Below are 16,369 nucleotides of genomic sequence, written 5' to 3'. Positions count from 1 at the left end.
ACGATAAGGCGCGCCGGAAAGTTCCACCGGAACGGACCGTCGAGGCTTGAACTTTAGTCGGCCTTCAGTCGGCCACGGCGAGCGACGGATCGCAACGCGTCGAGGGCGTCGTCCGCCACCGCTCGCCCACCGGCGGACCATGCTTCGCATATGGCTGCCGGATGCGCCCGGCAGCCGCCGGGCGGCTTCGTCAATCCACCGCGCTTCGTCTCATGACAGCCCGAGCGCCCGCCCGTCGCTGCGTGGATCATGCGCCCCGGTGATGCTTCCGTCAGCGTCGATCCGGATCGCACCCGGATGTCCTGCGAGCGGGCTCTGGGCTGGTATCGGACTGATTTCGTGGCCGCGCCCGGCGAGCGCCTTGAACACCTCTTCACCGGCATCCTTCTCCAGCTTCAAGCTGTCGCGCGCATCGGAGAACGTCTTGCCGAGCAGGAAGCGCGGTCGCGACAGCGCGGTGAGCGGATCCATGTTGTAGTCAATCAGCCTGGTCAGCACCGCCGCGAGCGTCTGCGGCTGGCCGTCGGCTCCCTGCGTGCCGTACAGCAGATGCGGCCGTCCGCCCTTGAGATAGATTCCCGGATTGAGCGTGTGGAACGGCCGCTTGCCTGGCTTGAGGCAGTTGGGGCTCGCCGGGTCGAGGTTGAACGAGGCACCGCGGTTGTGCCAGATGATGCCGGTGTCGCCGGCCACCATGCCGCTTCCCCAATCGTAGTAGACGGTTTGCAGCATGCTGACGCAATTGCCGTCCCGGTCGGTCGCGGCGAGATAAACCGTGTCGCCCTTCTTGAACACGTGCGGCCACGGCATCGCCTTCTCGAGGTTGATCGCCTTCGCGCGCGCGTCGAGGTAGCTCGCCGAGAGCAGCTGATTGACCGGAACGTCGACGAATTCCGGATCGCCGATGTAGCGGCTGCGGTCGATGAAGGCCTGCTTCACCGCTTCGACCAGCAGGTGATAGTAGTCCGCGCTCCCTTCCGGATATTTCGCGAGCTCGAAGCGGTCGAGGATACCCATGATCTCGAGTGTCGTGAGACCCTGCGTCGGCGGGCGCAGCCCGAGCAGCTCGCCGCCGCGATAGCCGACGCGCAACGGCGTCTCGTCGCGCGCGCGGCAGCGTGCCAGATCGTCGGCGGTCAGCGGCGAGCCGATCTGCTTCAGTCCGGCCGCAATGTGCGCGGCGAGCTTTCCTTCGTAGAAATCACGCCCGCCATTTGCCGCCAGCATCTCCAGCGATTTCGCGAGTTCAGGCTGGACCAGCGGCTCGCCGATTTCAGGCATCCGGCCGGCGGGCATGAAGATGCGCTGGATGTCGGGCCAGTCCTTCAGGTTCTTCGCTTCCATGTCCTGCCAGAAGCGCTGCGACGGCGTGACCGGGAAGCCCTTGCCGGCGTATTCGATCGGGCGCTCGAACAGCGACGCCCAGCTCTGCTTTCCGGCCCAGGACTTGCGGCTGAAATCGAACGCCTGGTCCCAGACGTCGACGGTCGTGGCCGCGGTCAGCGCCGACCCAGGCCCCCGGATCGGGACCGAGCCGCTGTAGTTCGGCAGGTTGAGCGCAGCCTGACCTGCACCGGACAGCGTCCGGACATTTCCCTTGCGGTCGCTGATCACCATGAAGCTGTCGCCGCCGAGGCCGCTGAAATGCGGATAGGTCACGCACAGCGTGGCACCGATGGCGATGACCGCCTCGATCGCATTGCCGCCCTTGCGCAGCACCTCGAGCCCTGCCTGCGTGGCGAGCTCGTGCGGGCTCGTCACCATGCCAGTCTTCGATCGCGCCAGCGCGCCCGTATTGTCGAGGGCCCGGAGCGGTCGCGGCGCCGCCGCGGCGACCGCCGCGAGCATGGACCCGATCAGCAACTCCCTGCGCGACATGCCAAGATTGGCCATTCGACTTCCCTCCCCGTTTCCTCGTTGTGTCGATGTTGTGCGATCGCGGGCTGCGGACACCGCGACGTCCAAATCCCCGAAGCACCGCCACTGGCATTTGGCATACCAAGATTGAAGAAAATTCTTACTTCGGTCAAGCCCGTTGAGAAGGCGTAAGCGAGGTCGAGCCCATCCTGACCCGATCATGATGGTCATAAAATCGATGCGGGGCCGCGCGCGGCCCGGAGGATCGCCCCGCGCCGACGCGCCGAGCTCTAAGCCCGATCGCTGCGGCGGTACGGCACGTAGCGCGGCGTCCAGACCTTGGCGTGAATCCGCGCCTCGACCTGGTCGATCGGAACGTTGCTCGCCAATCCCTCCTTGTGCGCCTGCAGCGCGACCGCAAGCGCCACGGTCTGCGAGACGTCGCGCAACGCGCTGACCGGCGGCAGCAGATTGTGCTTCGGGTTGTCGCGCGCCGGCGAGACGCTGGCCAGCGCCTTGGCGGCGGCCATGAACATGCCGTCGCTGACCCGGCTGGCACCGACCGCGAGCGCGCCGACGCCGACCCCCGGGAAGATGTAGGAGTTGTTGGTCTGGTCGACCTTGAAGCGCGCGCCGTCGCGCATGATCGGCGGGAACGGGCTGCCGACACCGATCAACGCCCGCCCCTCGGTCCACGCCTCGATATCGACCGGCGTCGCCTCCTCGCGCGAGGTCGGGTTGGACAGCGGGAAGATCACCGGCCGCTTGTTGCACTCGGCCATCGCGCGGACGATCGGTTCGGAGAACGCGCCGGCCTGGCCGGAAACGCCGATCAGCACGGTCGGCCTGGCATTGCGCACGACGTCGAGCAGCGCGATCTTGTCGGGATGGCTGAGCTGCCAGCCCGCGATCGCCTGCCTGTCCTGCACGAACGGAAGCTGGAACGGGGCGAGCCCGCCCATAGCCTCGAGCAGCAGCCCGTCGCGGTCGACCATGAAGAAGCGCTTCGCCGCCTCGCTCTCCGACAGGCCGGCATCGACCATCGCGGCGCGGATCAGGCTGGCGATGCCGCAGCCGGCCGAGCCTGCGCCCAGCACGGCGACGCGCTGCTCGGTGAGCGGCACGCCGGTGACGTTGATCGCGGAGAGCAAGGCGCCGGTCGCCACCGCCGCGGTGCCCTGAATGTCGTCGTTGAAGGTCAGGAGCCGGTCGCGATAGCGCTCGAGCATGCGCGTCGCGTTGCTCTTGGCGAAATCCTCCCACTGCAGCAGGACGCGCGGCCAGCGCTTCACCACCGCCGCGACGAAAGCCTCGATGAAGTCGTCATAGGCCTGGCCGCGGACGCGCTCGTTGCGCCAGCCGACATAGAGCGGATCGGCGAGGCAATCGGGATTGTCGGTGCCGACGTCGAGCATGATCGGCAGCGTCGTCGCCGGATGCAGGCCGCCGCAGCCGGTATAGAGCGCGAGCTTGCCGATCGGGATGCCCATGCCGCCGGCGCCCTGGTCGCCGAGGCCGAGGATGCGCTCGCCGTCGGTCACCACGATCGCCTCGACGTGATCGAAGCGCGGATGGGCGAAAATGCGGTCGATCCGGTGCTGATGTGGGATGCTGAGGAACAGCCCGCGCGGCTTGCGGAACAGCCGACTGAATTTTTGGCAGCCCTCGCCGACGGTCGGCGTGTAGACGATCGGCAACAGCTCTTCCAGGTTGCCGACCAGGAGCGCGTAGAACAGCGTCTCGTTGGTGTCCTGCAGCTCGCGCAGAAAGGCATAGCGCTCGATGTCGGTCTCAAAACCGCGCAGCGCCTCGAGGCGGCGCGAGACCTGCTCGTCCAGCGTCAAAATATTGGGCGGCAACAGGCCATGCAGGTCGAACGCCTCGCGCTCGGCCTCGGAGAACGCTGTGCCCTTGTTCAGCTGCGGATCGGCCAGCAGCTCGTAGCCGCTCAGCGCAGTGGTCGCAAAAGCTCCTGATGACTCCGACATGGCAAGGTCCCCTCAATGCGAAACGCCAGATCGACGTTATCACGCCCACGTAACGGATCGGAGCGCGAAGGCGCGCCGCCGCGCAAAGTTGAACGGCCCCGACGCTGCGGCTGCACCTCCTGATCGACACCAACATACCTTGGTATAGCCCGCCTGATTCCTTGTGATGGCCCGTGCTTACGCCCGTACAGTTGAGCGATGGCGAGAGATTTTTACACTCGCGGCTACTCCAACGTGATCAGGATCACTGCTCCGAGCCGTCAATCGCAAGACTGTCACGCGTGGCAGGTGTCGACTGGAACGCGGGTTTCGAGGACCACTCAGATGATCGTCAACATTCAGAAGCTGAACGGCCTGTGGCACCTGATCGTCGGGTCGTGCAAGATCCGAACTCCGTTCCTGGAGACCCAGGACAGGGAGTGGGTCGTCGCCTATGCCAGGCGAATTTACCCTGGCGCCAAGGTTTTCGAGCGCGACTGACGCTGTTCCGCCTCACAGCTCTCGTCCCAGACAAAAAGCCCCGGAGCATGCTTCGGGGCTTTTGCTTCCAACGCGGCAACGCCGCCGCGGTCAGTGCAGCGCCGACATCACGATCAGGCCGAGGATCAGCGCGGTCGCGGAATATTTGAGCGTGTAGTACACGTTCCGATTCCACTCCTTCACCTTGCGGCTGGCGAGATGGATCTCGTAGAGCTTGCCGAACACCTTGTTCAGCGCGCCGACGTGCTCGCCGTCAACGTTCTGGGTCGCCGACGCCTTGACGATGTTGTGGCTGACCCAGCGGTTCATCGCCGTCATGAAGCCGAACTTCATCGGGCGCTCGACGTCGCAGAACAGGATGATGCGGTTGACGTCGGTCTTGTTCTCGGCACTGTGGATGAAGGTTTCGTCGAACATGAAGGCCTCGCCGTCGCGCCAGACGCATTCGACGCCGTCGACGAGGATGCGGCACTGGTTCGAGTTCGGCGTCACGAGGCCGAGGTGATAGCGCAGCGAGCCGGCGAAGGGATCGCGGTGCGCCCCGAGCTTACCGCCCGGCGGCAGCATCGCGAACATCGCGCCATGCACGTTCGGAATCGAGTTGAGCAGCTCCACCGTCTTCGGGCACAGCGTCCGCGCCGACGGCAGGAAGTCGTCGTACCATTTCAGATAGAAGCGCTTCCAGCCGCTCTTGAAGAAGGAGTAGAAGCCCCAGTCGTTGTTCTTGGCCGCGGCACGGATGAAGCCTTCGTCGAACAGGCGCGTGGCCTCGTCGCGGATCGTCTCCCAATTGTCGGAGAGCTTCTTGAGCTCGGGAAACTGCTCGACCGGAATCACCGGCGTGTTGGGCACGGCGGAGCCGGCATACATCAGCACATTGTAGGGCGCGAGGTAGGTCGAGTGATCGCCGAGCTGGCGAGCGAAGCGCAACCGATGCTTGCCGCGGAAGTGGACGTAGAGCGTAGAGGCCACCAGCACGTAAAGAATGACGAGCTGCGGCGCGAAGAGCTGTCTCAACATGATCCGTCTATGATCGCTGCCCGCCGACGCCCTTCATGCCCCGCCCCGCAGGAGCCTTGCCCTTCACGGGTGGCCCAGTCCGGGCGGCGAAACGCGTCGCCGTCCGCGAAAATTCCCCTGTTTCATAGTGACTTGGCACTGCGGCGCGGTCTGGCAAATGAGCCGGACTCGTTGCCGCGGTGCCGTCCCGGACGACCCAATGTAAGCGTTCGCTCACCAAATGTGAAGCATCGCGCCGCACTGGTGCCAACCTTGTGACACTATTCACACACCTAATTCGCCATTGACAAACTGATTAGACAATTCCTAATCCTGAGTGACCCGCCGAAGAGCGCGGACATCCAAAGGGAGGAATGATGAGACAGTTTCTGGCGGCAGCCCTTGTCGCGGCGATGACCACGGCCGCTCACGCCCAGGTTTCCGATGACGTCGTGCGCATCGGCGTGCTGACCGACCTGTCGAGCTGGGGACGCGACAATTCGGGCCCGGGCTCGGTCGAGGCGGCCAGGATGGCGGTCGAGGAATTCGGCCCCACCGTGCTCGGTAAGCCGATCGAGATCATCTCCGCCGACCACCAGATGAAGACCGATGTCGGCGTGCAGGTCGTGCGCGGCTGGTTCGACAACGGCAAGGTCGACGCGGTCGTCGACATCCCGAATTCCGGTATCGCGATCGCCGTGCACAACATGGTGCGCGAGCGCAACAAGATCGCGCTCTTGTCCGGTCCCGGCGCGAGCTCGCTGACCGACGAACTGTGCAGCTCCAACACGGTGCATTTCGCCTACGACACCTACGCGCTCTCCAAGGTGACGGCCTCGGCCGTGATCAAGGAAGGCGGCAAGTCCTGGTTCTTCGTCACCGCGGATTACGCCTTCGGCCAGCAGCTCGAGAAGGACGCGACGCGCTTCATCAACGAGATGGGCGGCAAGGTGCTCGGCAGCGTCAAGCATCCGACCAACACCGCCGACTTCTCCTCCTTTGCGCTGCAGGCGCAGAGCTCGAAGGCCGACGTGGTGGCGTTCGCCAATGCCGGCCAGGACACCGACAATTCGATCAAGCAGTCCGGCGAGTTCGGCCTCGTGCAGGGCGGCCAGAAGCTGGTCGGGCTCTTGATGTTCGATACCGACGTGCATGCGATCGGCCTCAACGCCGCGCAGGGCACCTACATGACGACGGCGTCATACTGGAACATGGACGAGAAGACGCGCGCCTGGTCGAAGAAGTTCTACGCCCGCGCCAATGTGATGCCGACCATGATCCAGACCGGCGTCTACGGCTCGGTGCTGCATTATCTCAAGGCGATCCAGGCCGCCGGCACCGACGATCCGAAGGCGGCGATGGCCAAGATGCGCGAGCTGCCGATCGAGGACACCTTCGTGCATGGCGGCAAGCTGCGCGAGGACGGCCGCGTGATCCGCGACATGTATCTGGCGAAGGTGAAGAAGCCTTCGGAGTCCAAGGAGCCGTGGGATTATCTCGACATCGTCAAGACGGTGAAGGGCGACGATGCCTATCGTCCGATCTCCGAGTCGAAGTGCCCGCTGCTCAAGAAATAGGATCGATCGCGTGGCCAACGAACGAACCCAGGAAACGTATCATTGCGACGCGCTGGTCGTCGGCTCCGGCTGCGCCGGGCTGTCGGCGGCGGTCACCGCCGGCCATCACGGCCTCAAGGTCCTGGTGGTCGAAAAGGAGCCGCGATTCGGCGGCACCACCGCGCGCTCCGGCGGCTGGCTGTGGATCCCCGGCACCTCGCTGGCCAAGGCCTGGGGCATCGAGGAGAGCCCCGATCAGGCCAAAACCTATCTGCGCCACGAGGCCGGCAACAGCTTTGATGCCGCGCGCGTCGATGCGTTCCTGACCGAAGGGCCGAAGGCGGTCGAATTCTTCACCACCAGCACCGCGGTGCGCTTCGACATGCCGCTGACCTTCCCGGACTATCATGCGGAAGCGCCGGGCGGCGCGCAGGGCGGCCGCTCGATGGTGACGCGGCCGTTCGACGCCCACGAGCTCGGCGACGCCCTTAAGAATCTCGGCAGCCCCCTGCCCGAGCTCACCGTGTTCGGCATGATGCTCGGCTCCGGCAAGGAGATTGTGCATTTCATGCGCGCGACGAGATCGCTGACCTCGGCGGCCTATGTCGCCAAACGGCTGTCGAAGCACGCCATCGACGTGATGCGCAACGGCCGCGGCATGACGCTGACCAACGGCAACGCGCTCGCCGGACGGCTGGCGAAATCCGCCTTCGACCTCAAGATCCCGCTTTGGCTCAACTCGCCGGTGCGCGAATTGATCGTCGAGAACGGCGCGGTGCGCGGCGCGGTCGTCGTGCGTGAAGGGCGCACGATCCGCGTCAACGCCAAGCGTGGCGTGGTGCTCGCCTGCGGCGGCTTCCCGCATGACGTCGCGCGACGGCAGAAGATGTTTCCGCACGCCCCCACTGGAAAAGAGCATTATTCGCCGGGCCCGACCGGCAACACCGGCGACGGCTTGCGCCTTGCGGAATCCGCCGGCGGCCGCGTCGACGACTCGCTGCCGAACGCCGCGGCCTGGGTGCCGGTCTCGGTCACGACGCGCAAGGACGGCTCGAAGGGCGTGATGCCGCATTTCATCGATCGCGCCAAGCCGGGCGTGATCGCGGTGATGGCCGATGGCAGGCGCTTTGCCAATGAAGGCAATTCCTACCACGACTTCGTGCAGGCGATGATCAAGGCGGCGAAGCCCGGCGAGGAGATCGCGGCGCATCTCATTTGCGATCACGAGACGCTGCGCAAATACGGCCTCGGCTGCGTGCCGCCGCGCCCGATGCCGCTCGGCCATCATCTGAAGACCGGCTATCTCAAGCGCGGCGCGACGCTGGCGGAGCTCGCCGCGCAGGCCGGCATCGACGCCAAGGCGCTCGAGGCGACCGTCGCGAAGTTCAACACCACCGCGGCGGAGGGACGCGATCCCGCCTTCGGCAAGGGCTCGCGCGCCTATAACCGCTACCAGGGCGATGCGCTGCACGGGCCCAATCCCTGCATCGCGCCGATCCAGCACGGGCCGTTCTACGCCATCAAGATGGTGATCGGCGATCTCGGCACCTATGCCGGCATAAGGACCGATGCCAATGCCCGCGCGCTCGACGCCGACGGCCGGCCGATCGTCGGCCTCTATGCCGCCGGCAACGACATGGCGAGCATCATGGGCGGCAACTATCCCGGCGCCGGCATCACACTCGGGCCTGCGCTGACCTTCGGCTACATCGCGGGCAGGCACATCGCCGGCGTGGCGGCGGAAGGAAGCGCGCCATGAGCGCAATGGCGACTCTGCTCGCAGGCAAGCGCGCGCTGGTGACCGGCGCTGCGCACGGCAACGGTCGCGCCATCGCGCTTGGCCTCGCGGCGCATGGCGCGGACGTTGTAGTGACCGACATCGATCGCGCCGGCGCCGAGCAAACCGCGGCCGACATTCGCCAGCACGGCCGCGCGGCATGGCCGTTCGAGCTCGATGTCACCGATGCGGAGGCGTGCTCCGCGCTGGCGCAGCGTGCGGCGCGCGAGGTCGGGCCGATCGCGATCCTGGTCAACAATGCCGGCATCATCATCCGTGAGGGCATCGGCTCGCCCCGTGCACGCGAGAATTGGCGGCGGGTGCTCGACGTCAACCTGACCGGCACATTCAACGTCACCCACGCCTTCCTGTCGGCATTGCGCGAGACGCGCGGCACGATCATCAATCTCGGCTCGATCGCGTCCTTCCTCGGCGTTGCCGATACGCTGGGCTATGCGCCGTCCAAGGGGGGCGTCAAGCTCCTCACCCAGGCGCTCGCCCGCGAGCTTGCCGCCGACGGCATTCGTGTCAATGCGATCGCGCCCGGCGTGATCGAAACGGCGATGACCGAAGCGACCCGCAACGACCCTGGCCGGCTCGCCGGATTTCTGGGCCGCACACCGCTCGGCCGCGTCGGGCAGCCGGAGGAGCTGGTCGGCCCGGTGGTGTTCCTCGCATCGGAGCTGGCATCTTATGTGAACGGCGTGACCATGCCGGTCGACGGAGGGTTTCTCGCCGTATAAGCACATTGTCGGAGCTGGCAGGGCCACATGACGAGAGAGAGCCGCGGCATACAGTCGATCGAGGTCGGCGGAGAATTGCTCCGCGCGCTGGCCCGCAGCGGCGAACCGATGATGCTGCGCGATCTCGCCCGCGAAGCCGGCATGCCGCCGGCCAAGGCGCATCCCTATCTCGTCAGCTTTTCCCGCATCGGCCTGATCGAGCAGGACGAGACCACTGGCCGTTACGAGATCGGGGCGCTGGCGCTCGAGCTCGGCCTGATCAGCCTGCGCCGGCAGTCGGCGGTACGGATCGCAACGCCGCGGATCGCAGCGCTCGCCGACAGCATCAATCACGCGGTGTCGCTGTCGGTCTGGGGCACCCACGGTGCGACCGTGGTGCGGCTCGAGGAGCCGAGCCATCCGGTGCATATCGCGATGCGCGTCGGATCGGTGGTGGCGCTGCTCGAGACCGCGACCGGCCGCGCCTTCGCCGCCTTCATGCCGCCGAACGCGATCAGGACTGCGCTCGACAGTGGCCTCGATCGCCTCGGCGTCGGCTACAATCCGAAGCGTCCGCCGGCGGACGCGAAGACGGCCGATATCCTCGCCGAGGTCCGCAGCCGCGGGCTGGCGCGGGCGATCGGCGATCCCTTGCCCGGCGTCAACGCCTTCGCCGCGCCGGTGTTCGATCACGCCCGCCACGTCGCGCTGGTCATCACAGCGATGGGCCCGGAGGGCACCTTCGACGCCAGCTGGGACAGCGCAATTGCAACTGCGCTGCGCGATTGTGCGGGCGAGATCTCACGGCAACTGGGGCACGGCACAGCGCCGGCGACCGAAAGACCGTGACCTAAACACGCTCGTCCGGCTCCCTCCTCGCGCGCAAGTGACCACTGAGTTGCCCTACATGGCAAGTCCTCCGGTGCTTATCCGGAGCACAACTCAGTGTATGATGTGTCCGTCTCACCCGATCGAGGGGGGCTGCGCATCGTCACGGATGTTACGCTGAGATGCGGTTGACGCCCGAGCGCGCGTAGTGGCTGGTGTCTTCAAAGCGCGCAGCGCCTTTACGAAAGAAAGTACGTCCGATCGGCGCATCAAGCTAACATCGAACCAGATTTAAGACTTGCGGCAAAACTCTCCGAATCGGCGCGCGGCACTCCAGCCTCCACGACCTCCCGGGATACTGCGCGGCTGCATCCAACAGCGAAACACGACACCGACCGGTGACGAAATGACACGATTGATGAAATCAGCGACCATCACCAGGTTCATGAGCGAGCTGTGCTGCCGTTCACTCATGCTCTGTTCAAGCTATTTAGATTAGGACTGCGAACGGATCGGGAAGCAATATCGATACGTCCGCAGCCAGAGACGGTGCTTCATCAGGTTCTTCCAGTAAACTCGTCCGCGTGACCAATATATAGCCGACTCGCTCACAGCTTGCAGAGGTATTGACGTCCATTCGTATTTGGATCGGATCCGTCGCTAGACGACAAGAAGAGCGCTCCACCCCAATGCGAATATGCGCCTCGCCCAATTTTCTGGATCGTGTCATGAGCTGAGTGGGGTGGTCCAAGGAGCTTACCATCCTCGAACAATGCGAGGCTAGAACTTATGGGGCTCGTACTGTCGTCACCCCGCGGAAGATAATCCGGCAGTGTCGCACCCCACATTAAGCCGCCGTTGCTCGCAAACGACTCGATACGAAACTCGGTCGGTTTACCGGACTCGATCCGGCGACCGTTCTCAATCTCGAAGGGACTGAACCACTCGATCGCGTCGGATAGATGGCGTTGACCTGTAAATTTCCGGCCGTACAGGCTTTGGATTGGGATTGCCCAATCGAGGGAATCGGGACGCTTGCGGGCGACGAGCATGTGGAAGGCGATTCTTTGGTCGAAGGTGCCGATAAGGCCTTCGCCGTACGAGCCGAGCAGGGCTGGTTTAACGAGCCAGCGCGGCGACTGCGGAGAGAAGTGAAGCGAAATCGAGTTGAGCAGGTCGAATTTCGCCGCCGCATAATAGTCAAGCATGAGCGTAGGGCTGAATTGATAGAAGCCATGGTCAACGCAATTGCTCATCGGCAAGATATGGACGGCAAGGCCGCCGGGACGCAGCATGCGCGAGATGTTGGTGAGCGCGTTCGGAACGTGAAAGACGTGCTCCAGCGTCCCGCCGTTAAGCACCACGCCGAAGCGGCCGATCAATTCAGGTGGAAGACTTTCATTGTTTAGATCAAACTCGAAATCGGCGCCCTCGTATTTGCTGATGTCGATGCTTGACAGATCATTTAGCCCTCCGCACATTTGAAAATAACGAGCCGCGCTCATAGGGCGATCGGCGGATGCCCATAGCGAAACCTTCTCTATGGCTTTAGTAAAGGCCTTCTCTGAGAAGCCGCAGTCCATCACACCAAGCGTTGCGACCGGCCCGTTGGCATGGTGTGCCAAAAGCCACCCGCGCAATAGGACTGCAACGTTGAGCGCCAAACCCATGATGATGCCTCACTTTGGAGGGGCAGCGCATTTGCCTCCCCTACTGACTAGCCGATTGCGGGGCAAGAGCCGCAGGGCAAGTAGCTCTGTAACCCGAGAGAGCCGACCCTAGCAACCCGAGCCTTGGCAGGCCATCTCTGATTTCCCGAATCCGAAAAGGACCTTATTGCACGGCCCATTTTGGTATGACCGGTCCTCGACCGGTGCACGGGCGATCAGTCAAATTGCGTGCGGCATCCCAGCTTGATGCACGAGCCTGCCTAGCAAAAAGCCCCGGGCGAGGCCGGGGCTCTTCACGTGATCGATTGCTGCGGGCGCGGATCAGTAGCGGTAGTGATCCGATTTGTACGGACCTTCCTGCTTCACGCCGATATAGTCGGCCTGATCCTTGCGCAGCTCGGTCAGCTTGACGCCGATCTTGGCGAGGTGCAAGCGGGCGACCTTCTCGTCGAGCGTCTTCGGCAGCACGTAGACCTTCTTGGCGTACTTGCCGTCCTTGTTGTTGGCGAACAGCTCGATCTGCGCCAGCGTCTGGTTGGTGAAGGACGCCGACATCACGAAGGACGGATGGCCCATCGCATTGCCGAGGTTCACGAGGCGGCCTTCCGACAGCATGATGATGCGGTGCTTGTCGGGGAATTCGATCTCGTCGACCTGCGGCTTGATGTTGGTCCACTTCAGATTGCGAAGGCTCGCGATCTGAATCTCGTTGTCGAAGTGACCGATGTTGCAGACGATGGCGCGATCCTTCATCGCGCGCATGTGCTCGATGGTGATGATGTCCTTGTTGCCGGTGGCGGTGACGAAGATGTCGGCGCGCGGCGCCGCGTCTTCCATGGTCACGACCTCATAGCCTTCCATCGCCGCCTGCAGCGCGCAGATCGGATCGACCTCGGAGACCATGACGCGGCAGCCGGCCTGGCGCAGCGAGGCGGCCGAGCCCTTGCCGACGTCGCCGAAGCCGGCAACCATCGCGACCTTGCCCGACAGCATCACGTCGGTGCCGCGGCGGATGCCGTCGACCAGCGACTCGCGGCAGCCATAGAGGTTGTCGAACTTCGATTTGGTGACGCTGTCGTTGACGTTGATCGCCGGGAACAGGAGCGTGCCCTTGTTCGCCATCTCGTAGAGGCGATGCACGCCCGTGGTGGTCTCCTCCGAGACGCCCTTGATGTTCTTGGCGATCTCGGCGAAGCAGCCCTTCGGCTTCTCCTTCAAGAGGCGCTTGACCAGCGCGTAGAAGATTTCCTCTTCCTCGGAGCCCGGCTTGTCGAGGAAGGCGGTGTCGCCCTGCTCGGCGCGGTAGCCGGCATGCACCAGCATGGTGGCGTCGCCGCCATCATCGAGGATCATGTTGGGCGTGCCGCCGCCGTGCCAGTCGAACAGCTTGGCTGTGTAGTCCCAGTACTCGGTCAGCGTCTCGCCCTTGACGGCGAACACCGGAATGCCGGCCGCGGCGATCGCGGCGGCGGCGTGATCCTGGGTCGAATAGATGTTGCAGGAGACCCAGCGGATGTCGGCGCCGAGCGCAGCGAGCGTTTCGATCAGCACTGCGGTCTGGATCGTCATGTGCAGCGAGCCCGCGATGCGCGCGCCCTTCAGCGGTTGCTTGGGGCCGAACTCCTCGCGGGTGGCCATCAGGCCGGGCATCTCGGTCTCGGCCAGCGAGATCTCCTTGCGGCCGAAATCGGCGAGCGCAATGTCCTTGACGATGTAGTCGGTGAAGCCGGGCTTCGTGGGGGCGTTCATTTGAGCGTCCTGTTGTTGAACTGGTCGTTCCGGGGCGCCTCGAAGAGGCGAACCCGGAATCTCGAGGTGATGATTAGGGATTCCGGGTTCGCTCGCTCCCGCGGGCGCCCCGGAATGACGCAAGTATCAGAGCGCGCGCTTCAGCTGCTCGACGAGATCGGTCTTCTCCCAGGAGAAGCCGCCCTCATTGTCGGGCGTGCGGCCGAAATGACCGTAGGCCGAGGTGCGCGCGTAGATCGGGCGGTTGAGATCGAGATGGCTGCGGATGCCGCGCGGCGTCAGATCCATCGCCTTGGCCGCCGCCTTCTCGAGCTGATCCTCCGACACCTTACCGGTGCCGTGGGTGTCGATGTAGATCGACAGCGGACGCGCCACGCCGATGGCATAGGCGAGCTGCAGCGTGCAGCGCTCGGCAAGACCGGCCGCGACGATGTTCTTGGCGACATAGCGCGCGGCATAGGCGGCCGAGCGGTCGACCTTGGTCGGATCCTTGCCGGAGAACGCGCCGCCGCCATGCGGAGCCGCGCCGCCATAGGTGTCGACGATGATCTTGCGGCCGGTCAGGCCGGAGTCGCCGTCGGGACCGCCGATGAAGAACTTGCCGGTCGGATTGATGTGCCAGATCGTCTTGTCGGTGATCCACTCCTTCGGCAGCGCCTCGCGGACGTAGGGCTCGACGATGTCGCGGATCTGCTTGGACGACAGGTCCTCGACCAGATGCTGGTGCGAGACCACGATCTCGCGGACGCCGACCGGCTTGCCGTTCTCGTACTGCACCGTGACCTGGCTCTTGGAGTCCGGACCCAGCACCTTCTCGCGGCCGGAGTGGCGCGCTTCGGAGATCAGCCGCAGGATCTTGTGGGCGTAGAAGATCGGCGCCGGCATCAGGTCCGGCGTCTCGTTGGTGGCGTAACCGAACATGATGCCCTGGTCGCCGGCACCCTCTTCCTTGACCTCGCCCGGTTGCAGCGCGTCGACGCCCTGCGCGATGTCGGCCGACTGCGGATGCAGCAGGATCTCGATGTCGCAGTTCTTCCAGTGGAAGCCGTCCTGCTCGTAGCCGATGTCCTTGATTGCAGAGCGAACCACGCTCTCGATGTGGTCGTTGGTGACCGAGCTCGGGCCGCGCGTTTCGCCGGCGATCACCACCTTGTTGGTGGTCGCGAGCGTCTCGCACGCCGCGCGGATCTGCCACGGGTCGATGCCCGCTTTCGGTCCCTCGCGATAGAACAGATCGACGATCTCATCCGAAATACGATCACAGACCTTGTCCGGATGGCCTTCCGAGACCGACTCGCTGGTGAACAGGTAAGACGCGCGCATCAAGCAAACCCCTTGTTAAGTCGAAGTCCGACGTTGGTTGGTGAATATGTCCCCGGCATGTCAGTCTCGTCGCCGCGAGATGACGTAGGATTCGTCGTAGAACCACAGCCCGTTGTGTTTGCGGAGAACTTCGCGCGTGGCCTCGAGAGCTCGTCCGTTTTCGGTCGTTTCGGTCAACCGCTCATCTTCGATCTGCGCGACATACACCGCCGCATTCCACGCAGCAAAGGCCGTCGAGGTTCCGATCGAGCCGGTTACCTCATTGGGCAGCGCTTCCATATCATATCGGAAGATCGAACGGTTATCGGCGTAGGCGTTGAAGTTCAGCTCGCGGCCGGCGGAGCCCAGTTCGTATTTCACCGCGCGCAGTATCTCATGGCGGCTGACGGCGAAAGGATTTTCTCCGGGCCAGACGGCTTGAATTATTTCAAGCCCGGGATCGCCGCCGTGGGAGTGGATTCCTATCAGCCGCCCGCCGCCGCGCAGCGCGCGGGCCAGCGGCGCGATAATCCGCTTGGCGCGGAAGTTCACCGAGGATTTGGCACGGTAAGGTTGCGAGGCGATCACAAGATCGAAATTGGCTTCGGTGCGGCCGGCCCGCGGAATGATGGAATCGAGCAGGAACCGGTGATCGTCCCGGTACAGGACCAGCGCCACCGGCCGCTCATAGATCGGCATCGCATTGCCGGGGCTGAGATTGGCGCGCCAGTTCTGCTCCAGAAACGGACCGAGTTCGGCGATCTGGGCCTCGAACTCACCCGAGGAAGCGCCTCGCAGGGCCACCTCGTGCCAGATCATGCTGGCGGCCGCCGCGGAGTTCTTGGGCGTCAGCCACGGCGCCTCGGCGTAATACATGTTGGTGAACACGAAGACGCTGGCCGGATGCTCGAACAGGCGGTCGGGGACCTTGTCGAGGGTGAGGCGGACGTCCTCGAGGCTCAGTTCCTTGCCGGCGACATAGAACGGCATATGTGGGAAGCGGCCATGCATGGCGCGCAGGACCCGGGCCAGTACCGTGCCGTCGCCCATCCCGGCATCGAACACCCGCAGCGCCGGCGGCCGCGGGTGGATGGCCGCCAATTCCAGCGCAACCCGGTCGGCGATCACCCGCTTCTCGCTGCAGGTGTGGACGAACAGCAAATAGCGCTGGCGGTTCTCGAAGAACCGGAAATTGCCCCGCGGATCGCGCTTTTCCGGCGGCACCACGAGGCCGCGCGGCGGCGCCACGCCGCCCGGCGTCGAGGTCGCGATGAAGGCGTTGATACGGTCGAGCGTATCGATGGTGATGCGCTTGCCCTCCCGCAGCCGGTACACCAGCTTGCCGTCATTGACGGCGCGGCGGCCGAACGTCGTCTCCGCCATGTCGGAGCGGCGGCAGAAATCCGTGATCTGGCTGAGGATTTCGTCGTTCTTCATGGCG

General features: G+C 64.4%; 12 protein-coding genes. 5 read left to right on the top strand and 7 right to left on the bottom strand.

Features of this window, described 5'->3' with window-relative positions; genetic code table 11:
- Positions 1-210 precede the first annotated feature (210 nt).
- The gene (ggt, locus tag J2R80_RS22160; RefSeq protein ID WP_375162603.1) at positions 211-1,893 is read right to left on the bottom strand and encodes a gamma-glutamyltransferase; all 1,683 of its coding nucleotides are present in this window, start codon (positions 1,891-1,893) and stop codon (positions 211-213) included.
- A 254-nt stretch (positions 1,894-2,147) separates the two neighbouring features.
- Positions 2,148-3,845 carry an NAD-dependent malic enzyme gene (locus J2R80_RS22155; RefSeq protein ID WP_253639411.1) on the bottom strand — a complete coding sequence of 566 codons (1,698 nt, stop codon included), beginning with the start codon at positions 3,843-3,845 and terminating at the stop codon, positions 2,148-2,150.
- Positions 3,846-4,169: 324 nt separating this feature from the next.
- On the opposite strand from J2R80_RS22155, the gene J2R80_RS22150 reads away from it, so the two are divergent.
- Positions 4,170-4,325 (top strand): hypothetical protein, encoded by a 156-nt coding sequence (locus J2R80_RS22150; RefSeq protein WP_016843659.1) that lies wholly within the window; start codon positions 4,170-4,172, stop codon positions 4,323-4,325.
- Between the two features lie 90 nt (positions 4,326-4,415).
- Here J2R80_RS22150 and J2R80_RS22145 read toward each other — a convergent pair whose 3' ends face one another.
- Complete coding sequence (locus J2R80_RS22145; protein WP_141342913.1) at positions 4,416-5,345, bottom strand: aspartyl/asparaginyl beta-hydroxylase domain-containing protein; 930 nt, start codon at positions 5,343-5,345, stop codon at positions 4,416-4,418.
- Positions 5,346-5,698: 353 nt separating this feature from the next.
- Here J2R80_RS22145 and J2R80_RS22140 point away from each other — a divergent pair, with 353 nt between their 5' ends.
- Genes J2R80_RS22140 through J2R80_RS22125 form a run of 4 tightly spaced genes read left to right on the top strand, consistent with a single transcriptional unit; the run spans position 5,699 to position 10,228 of the window.
- Complete coding sequence (locus J2R80_RS22140; RefSeq protein WP_375162602.1) at positions 5,699-6,901, top strand: ABC transporter substrate-binding protein; 1,203 nt, start codon at positions 5,699-5,701, stop codon at positions 6,899-6,901.
- Between the two features lie 10 nt (positions 6,902-6,911).
- Positions 6,912-8,639: an FAD-dependent oxidoreductase gene (locus J2R80_RS22135; RefSeq protein WP_253639410.1), complete on the top strand. Its 1,728-nt coding sequence runs from the start codon at positions 6,912-6,914 to the stop codon at positions 8,637-8,639.
- A complete protein-coding gene (locus J2R80_RS22130; RefSeq protein WP_225644482.1) occupies positions 8,636-9,400 on the top strand; it encodes an SDR family NAD(P)-dependent oxidoreductase in 765 nt (254 codons plus the stop codon). Before J2R80_RS22135 ends, J2R80_RS22130 begins: the two co-directional genes overlap by 4 nt.
- A 27-nt stretch (positions 9,401-9,427) precedes the next feature.
- Positions 9,428-10,228 carry an IclR family transcriptional regulator gene (locus J2R80_RS22125; RefSeq protein ID WP_225644480.1) on the top strand — a complete coding sequence of 267 codons (801 nt, stop codon included), beginning with the start codon at positions 9,428-9,430 and terminating at the stop codon, positions 10,226-10,228.
- A 587-nt stretch (positions 10,229-10,815) separates the two neighbouring features.
- On the opposite strand, the gene J2R80_RS22120 is transcribed toward J2R80_RS22125, so the two are convergent.
- The 4 genes from J2R80_RS22120 to J2R80_RS22105 all read right to left on the bottom strand — a co-directional run bounded on the left by J2R80_RS22120 (position 10,816) and on the right by J2R80_RS22105 (position 16,365).
- Entirely contained in the window at positions 10,816-11,877 is a 1,062-nt protein-coding gene (locus J2R80_RS22120) for a methyltransferase domain-containing protein (protein ID WP_051376449.1), read from the bottom strand.
- A gap of 321 nt (positions 11,878-12,198) precedes the next feature.
- Positions 12,199-13,626 carry an adenosylhomocysteinase gene (gene ahcY / locus J2R80_RS22115; protein WP_253639409.1) on the bottom strand — a complete coding sequence of 476 codons (1,428 nt, stop codon included), beginning with the start codon at positions 13,624-13,626 and terminating at the stop codon, positions 12,199-12,201.
- A gap of 126 nt (positions 13,627-13,752) precedes the next feature.
- Entirely contained in the window at positions 13,753-14,949 is a 1,197-nt protein-coding gene (gene metK / locus J2R80_RS22110) for a methionine adenosyltransferase (RefSeq protein WP_253639408.1), read from the bottom strand.
- A gap of 60 nt (positions 14,950-15,009) precedes the next feature.
- A complete protein-coding gene (locus tag J2R80_RS22105; RefSeq protein ID WP_253639407.1) occupies positions 15,010-16,365 on the bottom strand; it encodes a hypothetical protein in 1,356 nt (451 codons plus the stop codon).
- Positions 16,366-16,369: the final 4 nt, after the last annotated feature.

Origin of the sequence: Bradyrhizobium sp. USDA 4541 (genome assembly GCF_024171085.1) — a bacterium.
Lineage (GTDB): Bacteria > Pseudomonadota > Alphaproteobacteria > Rhizobiales > Xanthobacteraceae > Bradyrhizobium > Bradyrhizobium australafricanum.
The sequence above is the reverse complement of the archived record's forward strand: the minus strand, read 5'-3'. Positions and strand labels throughout refer to the sequence as shown.

Excerpts from the sequence above, each read along its gene's own strand:
- ggt (WP_375162603.1), bottom strand. The coding sequence starts at position 1,893 with ATGGCCAATCTTGGCATGTCGCGCAGGGAGTTGCTGATCGGGTCCATG.
- metK (WP_253639408.1), bottom strand. The coding sequence starts at position 14,949 with ATGCGCGCGTCTTACCTGTTCACCAGCGAGTCGGTCTCGGAAGGCCAT.
- J2R80_RS22130 (WP_225644482.1), top strand. The coding sequence starts at position 8,636 with ATGAGCGCAATGGCGACTCTGCTCGCAGGCAAGCGCGCGCTGGTGACC.
- J2R80_RS22140 (WP_375162602.1), top strand. The coding sequence starts at position 5,699 with ATGATGAGACAGTTTCTGGCGGCAGCCCTTGTCGCGGCGATGACCACG.
- J2R80_RS22155 (WP_253639411.1), bottom strand. The coding sequence starts at position 3,845 with ATGTCGGAGTCATCAGGAGCTTTTGCGACCACTGCGCTGAGCGGCTAC.
- J2R80_RS22145 (WP_141342913.1), bottom strand. The coding sequence starts at position 5,345 with ATGTTGAGACAGCTCTTCGCGCCGCAGCTCGTCATTCTTTACGTGCTG.
- J2R80_RS22105 (WP_253639407.1), bottom strand. The coding sequence starts at position 16,365 with ATGAAGAACGACGAAATCCTCAGCCAGATCACGGATTTCTGCCGCCGC.
- J2R80_RS22125 (WP_225644480.1), top strand. The coding sequence starts at position 9,428 with ATGACGAGAGAGAGCCGCGGCATACAGTCGATCGAGGTCGGCGGAGAA.
- J2R80_RS22150 (WP_016843659.1), top strand. The coding sequence starts at position 4,170 with ATGATCGTCAACATTCAGAAGCTGAACGGCCTGTGGCACCTGATCGTC.
- J2R80_RS22120 (WP_051376449.1), bottom strand. The coding sequence starts at position 11,877 with ATGGGTTTGGCGCTCAACGTTGCAGTCCTATTGCGCGGGTGGCTTTTG.
- ahcY (WP_253639409.1), bottom strand. The coding sequence starts at position 13,626 with ATGAACGCCCCCACGAAGCCCGGCTTCACCGACTACATCGTCAAGGAC.